At 56.7% G+C, this 16,065-nt stretch carries 13 protein-coding genes; 4 read left to right on the top strand and 9 right to left on the bottom strand.

What is annotated here, in order from left to right:
* Window positions 1–11: 11 nt before the first annotated feature.
* Window positions 12–1,289: an RNA-guided endonuclease IscB gene (iscB, locus tag NXF97_RS08725; RefSeq protein ID WP_274955744.1), complete on the bottom strand. Its 1,278-nt coding sequence runs from the start codon at window positions 1,287–1,289 to the stop codon at window positions 12–14.
* Window positions 1,290–1,685: 396 nt separating this feature from the next.
* A complete protein-coding gene (gene gyrA / locus NXF97_RS08720) occupies window positions 1,686–4,358 on the bottom strand; it encodes a DNA gyrase subunit A (RefSeq protein WP_274956738.1) in 2,673 nt (890 codons plus the stop codon).
* Window positions 4,359–4,793: 435 nt separating this feature from the next.
* Here gyrA and NXF97_RS08715 point away from each other — a divergent pair, with 435 nt between their 5' ends.
* Together NXF97_RS08715 and NXF97_RS08710 are read left to right on the top strand one after the other, a co-directional pair.
* Window positions 4,794–5,465 carry an OmpA family protein gene (locus NXF97_RS08715; protein WP_022374042.1) on the top strand — a complete coding sequence of 224 codons (672 nt, stop codon included), beginning with the start codon at window positions 4,794–4,796 and terminating at the stop codon, window positions 5,463–5,465.
* A 281-nt stretch (window positions 5,466–5,746) separates the two neighbouring features.
* Complete coding sequence (locus NXF97_RS08710) at window positions 5,747–6,643, top strand: glycosyltransferase (protein ID WP_274955743.1); 897 nt, start codon at window positions 5,747–5,749, stop codon at window positions 6,641–6,643.
* A 52-nt stretch (window positions 6,644–6,695) separates the two neighbouring features.
* On the opposite strand, the gene glnK is transcribed toward NXF97_RS08710, so the two are convergent.
* The 5 genes from glnK to hemC all read right to left on the bottom strand — a co-directional run bounded on the left by glnK (window position 6,696) and on the right by hemC (window position 11,307).
* The gene (gene glnK / locus NXF97_RS08705) at window positions 6,696–7,034 is read right to left on the bottom strand and encodes a P-II family nitrogen regulator (protein ID WP_022374040.1); all 339 of its coding nucleotides are present in this window, start codon (window positions 7,032–7,034) and stop codon (window positions 6,696–6,698) included.
* Window positions 7,035–7,055: 21 nt separating this feature from the next.
* Entirely contained in the window at window positions 7,056–8,678 is a 1,623-nt protein-coding gene (locus tag NXF97_RS08700) for an NAD+ synthase (RefSeq protein ID WP_274955742.1), read from the bottom strand.
* A 130-nt stretch (window positions 8,679–8,808) separates the two neighbouring features.
* Window positions 8,809–9,360, bottom strand: a complete 552-nt coding sequence (ppa, locus tag NXF97_RS08695; RefSeq protein ID WP_074009139.1) for an inorganic diphosphatase — start codon at window positions 9,358–9,360, stop codon at window positions 8,809–8,811.
* 174 nt (window positions 9,361–9,534) lie between these two features.
* Entirely contained in the window at window positions 9,535–10,329 is a 795-nt protein-coding gene (locus NXF97_RS08690) for a uroporphyrinogen-III synthase (protein ID WP_022374037.1), read from the bottom strand.
* A gap of 36 nt (window positions 10,330–10,365) precedes the next feature.
* Entirely contained in the window at window positions 10,366–11,307 is a 942-nt protein-coding gene (gene hemC / locus NXF97_RS08685; RefSeq protein ID WP_274955741.1) for a hydroxymethylbilane synthase, read from the bottom strand.
* A gap of 311 nt (window positions 11,308–11,618) precedes the next feature.
* Here hemC and argH point away from each other — a divergent pair, with 311 nt between their 5' ends.
* On the top strand, window positions 11,619–13,058 hold the full coding sequence (gene argH, locus NXF97_RS08680; RefSeq protein WP_274955740.1) for an argininosuccinate lyase: 1,440 nt from the start codon (window positions 11,619–11,621) through the stop codon (window positions 13,056–13,058).
* 79 nt (window positions 13,059–13,137) lie between these two features.
* Here the strand turns inward: argH and NXF97_RS08675 are convergent, their stop codons facing one another.
* Window positions 13,138–13,386, bottom strand: a complete 249-nt coding sequence (locus tag NXF97_RS08675) for a hypothetical protein (protein ID WP_274955739.1) — start codon at window positions 13,384–13,386, stop codon at window positions 13,138–13,140.
* Between NXF97_RS08675 and NXF97_RS08670 the strand changes: the two genes are divergently transcribed.
* On the top strand, window positions 13,385–15,163 hold the full coding sequence (locus NXF97_RS08670; protein ID WP_274955738.1) for an LTA synthase family protein: 1,779 nt from the start codon (window positions 13,385–13,387) through the stop codon (window positions 15,161–15,163). The two genes, NXF97_RS08675 and NXF97_RS08670, sit on opposite strands and share 2 nt — an antisense overlap.
* 63 nt (window positions 15,164–15,226) lie before the next feature.
* Here NXF97_RS08670 and NXF97_RS08665 read toward each other — a convergent pair whose 3' ends face one another.
* Window positions 15,227–16,057, bottom strand: a complete 831-nt coding sequence (locus NXF97_RS08665) for an undecaprenyl-diphosphate phosphatase (protein ID WP_274955737.1) — start codon at window positions 16,055–16,057, stop codon at window positions 15,227–15,229.
* Window positions 16,058–16,065: the final 8 nt, after the last annotated feature.

Below are 16,065 nucleotides of genomic sequence, written 5' to 3'. Positions count from 1 at the left end.
AACCCGCGTCTTCAGACGCGGGAGGAATCGCGGCCCTCCTTTCTCAGTTCAGTTAAAAACATCTTTCGCTTCTCAAGAAGCGAAAGTTTCTTGTAGGAAATACCGGCAGAAATCTTTGTACCGTTCAGACGGCGCACATCGAATGCACCCGAGGAGCGTCTGCCAAAAATAAAGCCGACTTCCCCTTTGCTCAGCACCTTGTCAAAGAGCCTGAAGCCGTGCACTAGGTACGGAGCCTGATGGCGCTTGCGCACACCGCCTTTGAGAATCGTCAGCTTGTGGATCTGGCGATTGTGGCGGCGCATCTGTTTCTGAAACAGGTATTCGCCCCGACGTTTTGCGTCGAGGACGCCAGCAATGCAGAAAGCGTCCGCGCAATGCGTCTTCGGCAAGCCCGCGACGATGCGCTTGTGTTTGGTCAGATACCCGTAGGTATTCGTGACAGGCAATTCGGGATGGCGCTCGCGCAGGCGGTTGAGCACCGTCCAACGCATGATGCCCATGAAAGTCTCTGCCCTGAAAGAAGCGCCGCGCCGGGGACTGAACTGCTTCAACTTGCCTGCGTGATACGCCTTGTGGCACGCCTCGCACAGCGTGATGAGGTTGCCCGGCGCGTCGCCTCCCGTTTTCCGACTCTCAATGTGATGCACGTTGAGAATCAGATCTTTCGATCTGCCTTTGCAGGCTTGGCAAACGTGACCGTCGCGGAAAAGAACGTACTCGCGCACGTTCCAGAATCCGAGCTGCTCGCCCTGCTGATAGTCCGCGCCTTCGACTTCGGGATTCTTGATCTTCTGAATGTCGAAGGATGCGGTTTCAATCACGATTTTGGTGATCGGAAGCACTCGGCAAACCGCTTCAATGCGCGATATGTGCGCCTGAATGCGGTTCTCCACGGACGGCGCAAGCCAACCCTTGTGCTTCGATCGAACGCGATTATCAAAACGCGGCGCACGGCAGCGGGTCTTGCGGTTGCGTCGGGCGCGGCGAAGTGCCAAGCGATCCGAGAGCAAGCCCGTCACGTCCTGCCGCAGTTCGACCTCGGAAGCCAACAACTCTTCCTTGGCGGTCGTTGCGCTCAGGCCGACGTGCTTGTAGCCCGCATCCACACCCAAGGTGATCGGCTGCTTGGTTTCGCCCGTCGGCACCGTCAGTTGAATCACAAAGGGCGTTCGGCGCACAGGCACGGCCTTCCCGGCCCGAAGGAGCTTACGCGCCTTGGGCGGGGAGCACGGCATGAGCGGTTGCCCGCGCATATTCAACACAAAAACTTTCAAAGTGTTCTCCATTGACGGATACCTCACGGGCTCCGTCTGCTCGACCTTGCGGTCGGTGGTGATCCTTCGCCAATGTTGGAAGGGGTTTGTTGTCTGAAGCACCGCTCCTACCTCTCAGAGCTTTTAACCGCAGACCGCAGAGCGCGGGACTAGGATCGACATCCCGCGGTGCCTGTTTGCGTCCCGTCTTGCGACGGAACGGATTCCCAACCAACGGAGTCCGTCCGAAAACGGACTGAGGCTAGTCAACCAAGACTTGTTGCCAAGCCTCTGACTTCAGTCAGGGGTAGTTGACGAGGTTTCTCCCTTCACGTTTACTCTGACTGACTGCCGCGGGTTAAAGCGTGACGTCCGCCCTGCAGTCGGCAAGCCGGCCTTTCGCCATGAAAGACCGGCTTTGGGGTTTACTTAGTTGTTGTCGGTAGTGTCTGACGGTGTGTCAGGTGCGGTCGTTTCGTTCTCCGCCGTTTCCTGATCCTCAGCACCCGTCTGAGCGGCTCCCCCTTCACCGTCACCCTCGCCGCCTTCGCCCTCGTTATCGAGGTCGTCTTCGGCCACGCGCACGATGTGAATGAGCCGGTCATCGCCCCTCACATCCATGAGCGTCACGCCCTGTGCGGCGCGCCCGGTGACACGCACGTCGGAGACGGGACTCCTCACGATGTTGCCCGACTCCGACAAGAACATCACGGAGTCATTTTCGTGCACGAGCACTGCCCCGATCACGCGGCCGTTACGTTCCGTCGTGGCAATCGCGATCATGCCCTTGGTGTTTCTGGCGTGACGCGTGTATTCGCTGATCGGCGTGCACTTGCCGTAACCGTTTTCGCAGGCTGTGAGCACCATCTGCGTGTCGTCTTCAGCGACCAAAAGGGCAATCACACGGTCTTCGCCCTCAAGCCTCATGCCGCCCATACCGCGGGCCGTACGGCCGAGGCTTCTCACGCAGGCTTCATCAAAGCGCACGGCCTTGCCGGCGTCCGAAAAGAGCATCACATCGTGCTTACCGTCGGTGATGGCAACCCCTATCAGGCTGTCACCTTCATCGAGACTGATCGCAGCCTTGCCGGCGCGCTTCACCTGCTCGAACTCGGTAAGCGGTGTCTTCTTCACAACGCCCTTGGCGGTTGCCATAAAGACGAAGTGATCAGCCTCAAAGGCGGTCACAGGAAGCGCAATCGTGATCTTTTCTTCGGGCATCAACTGCAGAAGGTTCACGATCGCCTTGCCTTTACTCGCGCGGGCGCCTTCCGGAATGAGGTAGACGTCAAGCGAATAAACGCGGCCGAGGTTACTGAAGCAGAGCACCTTACCGTGGGTGTTGGCGACAAACACCTGTTCAATGACATCGCCTTCCTTCATCTTCGCAGCGCGCTTACCCGTGCCGCCGCGCTTTTGTTCACGGTATTCGGCGAGCGCCAAGCGCTTGATGTAGCCCTCACGCGAGAGCGTCACAACGACGTTTTCGTTGGCGACAAAATCGAGGGGATTGAAGTTCGGGTCGCTTGAATTATCGATTTCAGAGCGGCGCGCGTCGCCCCACTTCGTCTTCAACTCTTCAAGTTCCGCGTCCATGATCGCCATCACGCGCTCGGGGCGCGCGAGGATATCCAGAAGATCCGCAATCTGAGCGTGGCATTCGCGGTATTCGTCGTTTAATTTGTCCTGCTCAAGGCCCGTCAATTTCTGCAGCGCCATCTGCAGAATCTTGTCGGTCTGAACGCCGCTTAAGTGGTAGCGCCCGTCCTTATCAAGCCCGCAACCGGCTTCCGCGTCTTCGGGCATATAGGCCGACGGGTCACCAACACCGGTGAGAAGCGACGTGACGAGCGCCGATTCCCAGGCGCGCGCCATGAGCTGCTGCTTGGCAATTGCAGGGGTCGGCGCCGTCTTAATGACGTTTAAGAACTCATCGATGTTGGACAAAGCCACCGCCTGGCCTTCCAAAATGTGGCCCCTCATACGGTTTTTGTTGAGCCTGAAGATCGTGCGGCGGTTTACAACCTCGCGGCGGTGTCTCAAAAACGACTCAATGATCTGACGGAGGTTTAATAGGCGCGGCTGGCCGTCCACGAGCGCCACCATGTTCATGCCGAACGAGGTCTGCAGCATCGTGAGCTTATAGAGCTGGTTGAGGATCACCTCACCAAAAGCGCCCTGCTTAAGTTCCATCACGATGCGCACGTTCTGCGACGACTCGTCACGAAGTTCCGAAATCCCTTCGATCTTCTTGTCGTGCATCAGGCGGGCGATGGTTTCAACGAGCACCTTCTTATTGACCTGATACGGGATGTCGTCAACGACCAGAACCTGGCGCCCGGTCTTCGTTTCTTCGTAGTGCGTGTGCGAGCGGATCACAACGCGCCCGCGCCCGGTGCGGTAGCCCTCGTGCACGCCCTTGAGACCAAAGATGATGCCCCCCGTGGGAAAGTCTGGAGCGGGCATCTTGGCAATCAGTTCGTCAACACCGGCGTCCGGGTGGTGCAGAAGATGGCGGCACGCGTCCACGGTTTCTCCGAGGTTGTGCGGCGGGATGTTCGTTGCCATACCGACCGCAATACCCGCAGAACCGTTTACCAACAGGTTCGGAAGTTTCGCAGGGAGCACCACCGGTTCTTTTTCGGAGTTATCAAAGTTCGGGACAAAGTCGACGGTGTCTTCCTCAAGGTCGTCCAGCATGGAGTCCGCAATCTGCGCAAGACGGCACTCCGTGTAACGCATGGCCGCCGCCCCGTCGCCGTCAATGGAACCGAAGTTACCCTGACCGGAAACGAGCGGATAGCGCATCGAAAAGTCCTGCGCGAGGCGCACCAAGGTCTGGTACGCGGCCTGGTCGCCGTGCGGGTGGTACTTACCGATCACGTCACCCACAACACGCGCGCACTTTTTAGTGGGGTTATTGAAGGTGTTGTTGAGCTGGTGCATCGCGTACAGAACGCGGCGGTGCACGGGCTTAAAGCCGTCACGCACATCAGGAAGAGCACGGCCCACGATCACACTCATGGCGTAATCGAGGTAAGCCTGCTTCATTTCCGTTTCCAGCGTCACGGGAAGCGTTTCAAGGGAATAGGAAATCGGCATGCCGTTGGCTTCGCCGTCGTTGATCGATCCGCTTTCGTCGTGATTCTGATTGTCGTTGGTGTCCTGATCCATACTGAGCTCTGTTTGTGTCTGACAACCCTAAAAATGCCGGAAAAGATTCTTTGCCGGCGGAAAACGATTCATTTTACCGTTTTAGCCCGCGTTTCTCCTCACCCGTTTCCGCGTCCGTAAGGCCCTCAAACAGGGCTTCACCGTTGAAAAGTGAGACACGCAGACTGTGCCGACACACAAATCAGGCCGATTTCTACCACATTGGCCATTTTTTAGGGCACAATGGCATAAGTCAGAACTATATCTGCCGCAAGCGTAGCACTGCGCCCGCGGCTCATCTTCCCGTTTTTCGGGTCCGGCGGCCGTATTTCCCGCCGGTGTGTGGACGCTGCAAACAGTGCCTATTTTTTGAAGGAAAAGGAAATGAAAACTTCTGTCAAGATCGGCGGTCTGATTGCCGCGGCTTTGATTGCGACGACCGGTGTTAGCACGGCTGCTCCCGTGAACCCCTACGTTGTCAATTCCACCAACGCCACCGTCATGAATCCGTTCGGCCTTTGCTGGCGTACAGGTTTCTGGACTCCGGCTCTGGCTGAACAGGCCGGTCCCGAAGGCGCCGGCTGCACCTGCGACAAGGACATCCTCTCCGCGGAAGCCTGCGGCAAGACCGCTGCGGCTCCGGTGACCGCTCCCACAACCGCCAAGGTGACGCTTTCCGCCGATATGCTCTTTGGCTTTGACAGCGTGAACCTCTCCGCTGCCGGTCAGGTTCTTCTTGACCAGCTCGTGAGCCGTATGGCCGGCATGGACCTCGAAGTCGTGCTTGCCACCGGTTACGCTGACCGCCTGGGCTCCGAAGCCTACAACCAGAAGATCTCCCTCGCACGCGCCGAATCCGTGCGTGACTACCTCGGCATGAAGGGCGTTGACACGACCCGCATCCAGACCGAAGGCCGCGGCACCGCTGATCCGGTTGTTGACTGCCCGAATCCCAGCAAGGCCGGCGACATCAAGACGAAGGCTGATCTCATTGACTGCCTCGCCCCGAACCGCCGCGCTGTGATCGAAGTGATCGGTACGCGTACTGTTGAATAAGAGACTGTTTCAGTTCTCTAAACAGTAGAATTCAAGCCTGCCCCGGGCGCGTCCTGCGGCGGGCTTTTCTTTTATCAGCATTTAACCCTTCGGCAACACTATGCGAATCGGCGTCACCTGTAATTGCTTTGCACGATCCGGCGGAATGGAGCAGTACGCTCTGAACCTGATTGAAGCCTGATCCGAAAAGGGCATACACCGGTCATTTTCACCATGTCGGCCGATCCGACGCTGCCGGCGTACCCGCATTGCGAAGTTCACGTCTGCCCGATGAACTGGCGATGGCTGCCAAACAAACTCCATGTCGCGTACTTAATTCCTGGCTTCGTAAGGAAAAAGAACGGACTGAAGTCGCCTTTACCATCGCCTGCTGCCTTTCGGGCTCGGCTGAGATCGTTGTCTGCGGGGGCAACCACATCGGCTTTTTAAAAGCGATGGGCCGCACGCCCTCTTTCTGGGACAAATGGATCATTAATCTCGAAAAACGGGAATACGCCGAATGTAAGTTTGTCGTGGCGCACGCCAACACGATGAATATTGAACTGCAGAAGTACTACGGGCTGCCCGCAGAGAAAATTGCCGTCATCTATCCGCCCCAGACCTTTAAGCCCTTGACTGCTTCCATGGATAAAGCAGCCTTAAGGGAAGAGTTCGGGCTCCCGAAAGACAGAACCCTCTTTCTCTTTCCCTCCTCAAGCCACAAACGCAAGGGCTTTGAACTGCTGAAAACCTACTTTGAAAAAACGGAATATCCGGAAACGCTCATCGTTGCCGGGCGGCCTGTGAAGGGCGAGTACAAAAACGTCAAGTACATTGGTTTTTGCAAAGAAATGCAGAAGCTCTACCAGGCCTGCGACTACACCATTCTTGCGAGCTTTTACGATCCTCTGGGAACGGCGGGGCTTGAAAGCGTCTGGAACGGCACGCCCTCCATCATGGGCAACACCATCGGGTGCTGCGAGGTTTTGGACAGCCGGTCGCTGAGAAGCTTTGACGTGCATTCGCTCAAAGCCTTAAGCGACGTGATGGAAGACGTAAGAAAAAATCCCATCAGACTTGAGCCGCCCTATCAGCAGTACATTGATCCGGTCTGCATGCAGACCATTGATCAGCATGTTGACCAGCTCGTCCAAATCGGCGAGCGACTTCTTAAGGGCGAGACTCACCCCGGGCATTAACACGCCCTTATAAATGAGGGGCCCGAAGTACTCAGCGGGCCCCTTAGAACAATTAAACAGCCGCTTCGCCCGTTTCACCGGTGCGGATACGGATCACCTGCTCCACATCAAACACAAAGATCTTGCCGTCACCGATCTTGCCGGTGCGGGCGCTCTTTTGGATGGCTTCAAGGCACCGCTCGACGAGGTCATCGGCGACAGCGGCTTCAATCTTTACCTTGGGCAGAAAATCCACCACGTATTCGGCGCCGCGGTAAAGCTCCGTGTGCCCCTTCTGACGGCCAAAGCCCTTCACTTCCGTCACGGTAAGGCCGTTCACACCGATGTCAGCGAGTGCCTCACGCACTTCATCGAGCTTAAAAGGTTTGACGATAGCGACAACGAGTTTCATTTTTTATGTCCTCAAGGAAAATTAAATCTTTGCTGTAATCGGAAAGCGCCAGTCGCGGCCGAAGGCAAGCGCTGAAACTTTGGGGCCCGGCGGGCTCTGGCGCCGTTTGTATTCATTTCTGTGAATCAATGTCACGATGCGGTGCACGAGACTCTCGGGTAACCCTGTTTCTCGGGCAATGGTCTTTTCATCCTCGCGCTTTTCCATGTAGCGCGCAAGAATGGCATCGAGTTCTGCGTAATCCGGAAGCGAATCCTGATCGGTCTGCCCTTCGCGGAGCTCAGCGCTCGGCGCACGCGTAATGATTGTTTCAGGGATGAGTTCAAAACCCGCTTCCCTGTTGATTTCTCGGGCCAGAGCCCAGACACGGGTCTTAAAGACATCCTTAATAGGCGCAAAGGACCCCGCCGTGTCGCCGTAGAGCGTGGAATACCCCACGGCCGTTTCGGACTTGTTTCCTGTTGTGAGCACCAGCTGCCCGAACTTGTTGGAATAAGCCATAAGCAAAACACCGCGGATTCTGGCCTGCAGGTTTTCTTCGGTCACATCGGGCTTTCGATCTTTGAAGTCCGCGGAGAGCTCTGAGACAAAGGCAGCAAAAAGCGGTTCAATGGGCCGCACGACGTAGTGGATGCCGAGGTTGGCGGCAAGCTTCTCTGCTTCCGTGACACTTAAATCCGCCGTAAACCGTGTGGGCATCATGACGGCGTGCACGTGCTCTGCCCCCAGTGCTTTGACAGCTACTGCTGCCACCACGGCGCTGTCAATGCCGCCGGAGAGCCCGAGCACCACGTCCGTAAAGCCGCTCTTTCTCACGTAGTCTCTCACGGCCAAGGTGAGCGCCTTATAAAGCTCGGATTCCGGAGTTTCTTCAGGAGCCGCAACCGGTTCATAACTGTGAGCCGTCTCAAAAACGGCGAATTCCTCGTCAAACGCCGTAAGGCGCAGGCCGATCGTTCCTTGATCATCGGAAACAAAACTCGCGCCGTCAAAAATGAGTTCGTCCTGCCCGCCCGTGCAGTTGACGTAAATGAGGCCGAGCCCTGCGGCTGCGGCATGTCCTACGACAGTGCGTTCCCTCTGACGTGCCTTACCCGCTTCGTAGGGGCTCGCGTTACAGGCAACAAGGATCTCGGCGCCCATCGCTTTAGCTTTTTGAGCGACGTCCGGGTACCAGAGGTCTTCACAGATGCAAAGGCCGACTTTGACGCCTTCGACCGTTACGACCGTTGTGTTGTTGCCCGGCGTAAAGATGCGGGTCTCGTCAAACACACCGTACTCTGGAAGATGCTGCTTGCGGCAAAGGGCCTCGATGCGGCCTGCTCTGAGGACCGCAATGCTGTTAAAGCGATGTCCCTCTGCGACTTCCGGCACGCCGACCAGGACCCCTAGATCCGGGAAGTCTGCGAGTTTTTCCGCCAGCCGCTGAAGTTCCGCCCGGGCCTTCGCGCAAAAGTCGTCTCTTAAAAGCCAGTCCTCCGCGGGGTAGCCCACAAGGCTCATTTCGGGCGTCACAAGAAGCGAGCAACCCGCATCGGCCGCCTTTCGGGCCGCCGACAAAATTTTCTCAGCGTTTCCCCTAAAGTCACCGACTTTTGGGTTCATCTGATAGAGCGCGCACCTTATCGGTTCTTTGGTCTGCATGGCGTTTTGTGAAAGAAGTCTCAAAGCAAACAACGGCACAGATGACACAATAGCGAAAAGCCCGCCACAAACAAAGAAAACGAGAATTCTCTGTTCGCCGCGGGCTTTACCGGGAGCTCAAAACCGAAAATTAAGCGGTCTTGGGCTTCACGTCCATTTCTTCGTAGGCTTTGGCACCGGCCATGATGAGTTCTTCGGCGTCCTTGGCAGTCTTCCAACCCTTCACCTTCACCCACTTACCCGGTTCGAGATCCTTGTAGTGCTCGAAGAAGTGACGGATCTGATCGAGTTCGTCTGCGGGAACGTCGTCAGCGGACTTCCAGGTGGAATAACGCATGCAGACCTTGTTAACGGGCACTGCAAGGATCTTCCAGTCAATACCGCCTTCGTCTTCCATCACGAGAACGGCGATCGGACGGCAGCGGATCACTGTGCCGGCGGTAAGCGCAAAAGGCGTCAGAACACACACGTCAACCGGGTCACCGTCATCGGCAATCGTCTGCGGAATGTAGCCGTAGTTGCAGGGATAGCGCATTGCGGTACCGACGAAGCGGTCCACGAAAAGGGCGCCGGACTCCTTGTCCACTTCATACTTGATGGGATCGGAATTCGCCGGAATTTCAACGATCACGTTAAAGTCATGCGGCACATCACGGCCGGCAGTCACTCGGGCAAGACCCATTTTTATGACACTCTGCTAAAAAATTCTGTGAAAGAAACGCATCCGGCCCGTCAAACAAGGCCCCATAAAAGATGATGCATTCCGAAAGGGGGCGTATTTTAGTGCAAAAGGCGCCGCAACGGAAAAAAGGAACCTGTAATTACAGGCAATTTCGCAAATTTCCGTTGCACCGCCTTACGCGTAAAGGTTTGCGCAGATGTGGCCTCTCACGCGCTCATCGTCCGTCCCGGTGATTTCGATGTGCTCGAACCCTGCTTCTTTTAAGCGCTCAGCACAGCGGGGATGAATCGTGACCGCGGCGCCCTTTAAGAACCACTCGCGCGCGCCGGGCACAACCTTTACGGCATGAAGCATCGTTGCAACTGAGTCGGAACTCGTGAGGTACACGATGGGAGACGGACCGTTAACGGCCTTTTCCAGATCCCGGATCTGCCGGGGATTCAATTCAATCGGCACTCGCACGTAGCAGGCAAGTTTTTCGACGTCGGCTCCGAGCGCAATCAGCTGGTCGCTTAACCACTCGCGCCCGGTCTGCCCGCGCGCAATCAAAACGCGCATCGGAACGCCCGTCTTTTTAACGAGCGCAAAAAGCGCTTCGCTGCCGGAGTGCTCAGCGTCACCCTTGGGGAAGAGAACCTTGACGTCGTCGCCCCAGGCTGCCTTAATGACTTTAGCCGTACCTTCACCGACTGTGGCAAGCGTAATGTGCTCGGGCCAGCGGCGCACCCAATGAGCGACCGCAGCGACTGCGGCAGGAGAGGCCATCACCACCATCTGGACGTCATCGAGATGCGCAAAGCGGTCCGAAACGATGTCCTGATCCTCGGGTAGCGTGATCGTGAAAGCGGGCCAGCGCCAGACTTTCTCAACGCCGTCGGATTCCAAAAGATCGGCCAGCCGGTCGTTTGCCGCGCCGGGGCGCGTCAGAATCACCGGCCGCTGCTTGTTTTCAACAGAACTCCCTGACATTCTTCTCTGTGTTTGGATTGTTAACGAGCTTCTGACTCAGGCGTCCGTTTCTCTGAGAACTTTCTCAAGAAGCGCACGCGCACCCTGCTTTTCGAGTAATGCCACAACCGTGGCGGCAAGGCCCTCGGGATCGGCAAAGGCGCCTCGGGCCTCGGCCCGGATGCATTCCCCGGTGCGGTGGTCGCCTACGTGCGCTCTGAGCCACAACTCGCCCTTATCAACAATGCAGTAAGCCGCCAAAGGCACCTGGCAGGAGCCACCCAGCGCGCGAGAGACAGCGCGCTCGGCCATCGTACAGGCACGGGTTTCGGTGTCGTTTAAAAACTGAAGGGCTTCAAGGATTGCCTTGTTGTCAGCCCTCACTTCAATACCCAGGGCGCCCTGCCCCGGCGAAGGAAGACTCTCAGCCGGTTCAATGAAATGGCGGATACGATCCGATAAGCCCAGACGCTTTAAGCCGGCACCTGCCATCACGAGCGCATCAAAATCACCCCGATCGAGCTTCGAGAGGCGCGTACCGACGTTACCGCGGATCGAAGCCACGTTTAACTTCGGAAAGCGCGAACGGATCATGAGTTCACGGCGAAGGCTCGCGGTTCCGACCTTGGCGCCGTCCGGCAGGTCTTCAAGACGCTCGTACCTGGGGCTTACAAAGGCGTCACGCGGATCTTCGCGCGTACAGACTGCGGCAAGCACGAAGCCTTCGGGGAGCTCCATCGGCACGTCCTTTAAGGAGTGCACGGCAAGGTCTGCTTCACCCGCAAGCATCGCGGCTTCGAGTTCCTTCACAAAAAGGCCCTTGCCGCCCACCTTGGAGAGGGTCTTGTCAAGGATCTGATCGCCGCGGGTGGTCATACCGAGAATATCCACCTGCGCCTTCGGATAGTGCTTTCTGAGCCTGTCCTGAATATGAAGTGCCTGCCACATCGCCAGCGGACTTTCACGCGTGGCGATAACGCAATGCTGCAGATCAGCCATGAACCTTTTCTCCTTTGCTCTTTCTTTTTGCGCCGAGCCTTTCTGTACTCCGGACGCAGACAATTTAGGAATTGTATCAAGCCGTCATTGCGCAAACCTTACTGCCCGCGGCCCTGCGGAAAAGCACCTGCAGAATCTTCCCGTGATACGGTCAGAAGCACAAAATTCCACAGCTGATCAGGCAATTACACCTAGTTTTGATCGGGTGCTTTTTGCTAGAATGCGCGTTTTTCCACGGATTTTGACCGGATTACCCCGGCCGCACAATCCCTTACCGCGGCAATACGCCGCACACTGCCGGACTCTCCGCTATGACTCAAGAGCACAACAACTCCGCCGATCCCCTGCACGCCAAGAAAGAAGCTTGGTCAGGCCGCTTCTCTGAACCCGTTTCCGAGTTCGTGCTCCGATACACGCAGTCGGTGAGTTTCGATAAGCGCATGGCGATGGCCGACATTCAGGGGTCGCTCGCGCACGCGGCAATGCTCGCAAAGTGCGGCGTCATCAGCGAACAGGATCTTGCCGACATCCGCCGCGGCATGGCCACGATCACCGATGAAATCAAGACCGGCAAGTTTCTCTGGCAGCTTGAGCTCGAAGACGTGCACCTCAACATTGAAGCGCGCCTTACGGCCCTGATCGGTGACGCCGGCAAACGCCTTCACACGGGCCGCAGCCGCAACGACCAGGTGGCTACCGACATTCGTCTCTATCTGAGGGGCGAAATCGATGAGATCATTCGGTTGCTCGATCACCTTCAGGAAGTACTCGTTGCGCAGGCCCACAAGGAATACAACACGATCATGCCGGGCTTTACGCACATGCAGGTGGCGCAGCCCGTCACGTTCGGGCACCACATGCTTGCCTACGTCGAAATGTTTGAACGCGACCGCGAGCGTATGTCTGACCTCCGTCACCGTGTGAACCGCTCGCCCTTAGGCGCTGCGGCTTTAGCCGGCACCACCTACCCCATTGACCGCGAGTACAGTGCAAAGCTCCTCGGGTTTGAAGCTGTTGCGCAGAATTCGCTGGACGCCGTAAGCGACCGCGACTTCGGCATTGAATTTACTTCGGCCGCGAGCCTCATCATGGTGCACATCTCGCGCCTGTCCGAAGAGCTCGTCTACTGGATCAGCCAGCCCTTCTCCTTTGTGAAGCTCCCCGACCGCTTTACGACGGGGTCTTCGATCATGCCGCAGAAGAAAAATCCGGACGTCCCCGAAACCGCCCGCGGCAAGTGCGCGCGTGTGGTGGGCGACCTCATCTCCATGGCCATGCTCATGAAGGGGCTGCCTCTTGCCTACAACAAGGATCTGCAGGAAGACAAGGAACCGGTCTTTGACGCAATTGACACCGTCAAAGACACGCTGCGCGCCTTCATCGAAATGATGGCGGGCGTCGTCCCCAACCGCGAACAGATGCGTAAGGCTGCGGCGGCCGGTTACCCCACCGCCACAGACCTTGCCGACTACCTCACCCGCCGCGGCGTACCGTTCCGTACCGCGCACGACATCGTGGGGCGCGTCGTGCGTCACGCCTCCGAAGCGGGCTGCGACATTGCGGAACTCTCGCTTGACGATCTCAGAAGCTACAGCGACGTAATCACCGATGACGTCTATAAGGTTCTCACGCTTGAAGGGTCTGTTGCCGCACGCAACCACGTGGGCGGCACGGCTCCCAACCAGGTCTTAAAGCAGGTGGAGCGCTGGGAAGCGATCTTTAAGGATCGCCACGCCAAAGGCGAAGCGTAAGAAACGTTTCGGCTGAAAACGCGAAAGCCCGGTTTTGACGCCGGGCTTTTTCATGGCTCCAACCTCTAGCGTCCACCCTTTAAAATACCCCCGTTAATTCGAACTCTGACTGCCGCCTGCGGCCGATACCGATGCCCCGCCCCTTCAATGCGCCGACGCTCTTTTCCTTTTTCATAAAACCTGTCGTCTTTTTCCTCGGTTTTCTTCTGATCCTGACAGGGATCCGCTGCTTTTTTTTCACGGAATTCGGTTCAGGCACCCTGACGTGGGATGATTTTTCGCCTGCCTTTTGGATGGGACTGAGAATTGACGCACGATGGCTTTCCATGCTGATGCTTCCGGCCTGGGTACTGTGGCTTTTCGGTGCACGCTTTAAAGCCTGCCGTACGGCATCCGTTCTTTTGGGACTCTTGGGCGGCGGCGTAATGCTCTTTTTGGGATTCGTCAACGTTGAGTTTTTCCGCTTTTACGGCACCCCCATCTCCACCGTCATCTTCGGACTTTTTCAGGACGACACCAACGCCATTATTGCTACCCTGGTTTCCGATTGGCCCATCCTGCAGTACAGCCTCTTCTTTTTAATCTGCACGCTGCTGCCGCTTGTCTTGGCGTGGTACCCCGGCGTCCGGTACACCCCCGGCGGATGGATCCGCTTTTTTTCCGCGGCTGCTTTACTTTCCGTAATTCTTGGGGTGATGCTCAGAGGAAGTCTCAGTACCTTTCCGCTTCGCTATGAAAATCTCGCTGTCTCAACGCACCCTTTCATCAATCAATGTGTTCCCAACGGTGCCATCGGGCTATATGAAGCATGGAAAGGGCAAAAGGCACTGTCGTTTAATGACGGCCCGGAAGGAGGCCTGAAAAAACTGGGCTTCCCCGACATCAATGCCGTCAATAAGGTACTCGGCGCCCCTGAGTCCCGGTCGGTTTCTTCTGCTCCGGCGGTCAAGCCCCACGTTGTGCTCGCTGTAATGGAATCCATGGGCCGAGACGAATTTGAAGCGCATGTCCCCGGAAAAAACAACATGCTCGGAAGGCTGAGCGGTGAACTCGATGACGCCTGGGTTTTCCGAAACGGACTCACAATCGGCAGCGGAACATTTCCGGCACTGGAAGGCATCTTGTTTGATACGCCCTATACGCCGCTTTCGCAGAGCCGTTACGGACACAAACCTTTCCCGTTTGCCAAAGTCATGGCCTTTAAAAATGCCGGTTACAAAGTCGTTTTCCTGAGTGCGGGCTCTGCCAACTGGCGCGGCCTTAATGAAACACTGCCGCTGCACGGCTTTGACAAGGTGTTCGGCGCCTCCGACATCATGGCGGCGTTTCCTGAAGCCCAAACCGGTACTTGGGGTGTCGGTGACGAATGGATGTTTAAGTACGCCCGGAAACTGCTCGCTCAGTCAGACGCAGTAAAACAACCTTTACTTTTGGTTTTATTGTCCACGACCAATCACCCGCCGCACAAAGTACCGGACGGGCGTGCGTCACTGCCCGTGGATCCGGATCTGCTCCCTGCGGTTATTGTCCGGGACAAAACCAAAGACGAGTTTGTTCAGGAACTCAGAACCTATCAATATGCAACCGACTGGCTGGGCTGGTTTATCGGTGATACCCGCAAATCAGGGCTTCTTTCAAAAACGATCATTGCTGCAACGGGCGACCATAATGCCCGCTTTACCTATCCTGCAGCCGGGGCGTGGCATCATCACCTCGGGGTCCCTGTGCTTTTTTGGGTTCCCGAAGCGGTCAGAACCCCCTTAGGAGATGTTGACCAAAACCGCTGGGTCACACAACGGGACATCTTTCCGACTTTGATCGGATTATCACTCGGGCAAACTCCGGCCGCTGAAGACGGCCAGAACCTCGCCCGGCCGACAAGAAAATTCACCTACGGCTTTTTCGGTATCGGCAAATACGGCTTTTCCATCGGACCAGCCGGCATTGCCACCGTTGAAGAAGCAGGAAAAACAAATTGCTTCCGGTTCAGCAGCGACGTACTCAAACCCGCCGTGTGCACAGATACACTCCGGGCGCAGGCAAGATTCAGTGCTGCTCAGCGCGCCAAAGTGGATTGGAATATCCGGTCGGCCCTGCTGAAATAAAAAGGAATCTCTCAGAACGAGCTCTGTTGTCTCAACACCAGAGCTCTTCCTGCCGGTCTGTACTCAGAAATCGGCAAGTCCAGCAGCACACAGCGCAAGAACCACGATACCGAAGACAATACGGTACCAGCCGAACACGCGGAAGTCGTTCGTACTCACAAAGCGCAGCAGCCACCGTACCACAAGGATGGCGGAGAAAAAGCTCACCACAAAGCCGATGGCAACGGACGGCAGCACATCAAAAGAGAGCACCTCACGGCTTTTATAGAGGTCGTAGACCGTTGCGCCGAAAATCGTCGGGATCGCAAGGAAAAACGAGAATTCCGTTGCAGCCTTGCGCGAGAGCCCCAAAACAAGTCCCCCGATAATCGTTGCACCCGAGCGGCTGGTGCCGGGAATAAGGGCAAAACACTGCATCAGTCCCACACCCACCGCGTCCTTCCAGGTCATGTCGTCCATGGAAGCCACGCGCGGCGCCTTGCCGCTTTTTTCATGAGCACGTTCAATCCAGAGAATCAGAATGCCGCCTACGATAAGGGCCGCTGCTACCGCCGCCGGATTAAAGAGGTAGGCTTTAATCGTTGAGGAAAGGAGTACCCCGAGGAAAGCCGCCGGAATAAAGGCGATCACGGTGTTCACGGCGAGCCGCTGTTCTTTCCCGGGCACAAAGAGGTTTCTCAAAATCGCGAAAATCCTCTCCCGGTAGTGCCAGCACACGGCAACAATGGCGCCCGCCTGAATTGCAATGTAAAAGGTGTCCGCGGAGGGCCCCGTGTGAAACCCGATGAGGTCACCCGCGATAATGAGGTGCCCGGTGGAACTCACCGGCAGAAACTCCGTGAGCCCCTCGACAATTCCTAAAAAAGCCGCCTGAAGCGCTTCAATCCACTGCATTCTCTATC

Origin of the sequence: Duodenibacillus massiliensis (assembly GCF_928721995.1) — a bacterium.
GTDB classification, from domain to species: domain Bacteria; phylum Pseudomonadota; class Gammaproteobacteria; order Burkholderiales; family Burkholderiaceae_F; genus Duodenibacillus; species Duodenibacillus massiliensis.
Note: the sequence above shows the minus strand (reverse complement) of the source record. Positions and strands in the feature narration are given on the sequence as shown.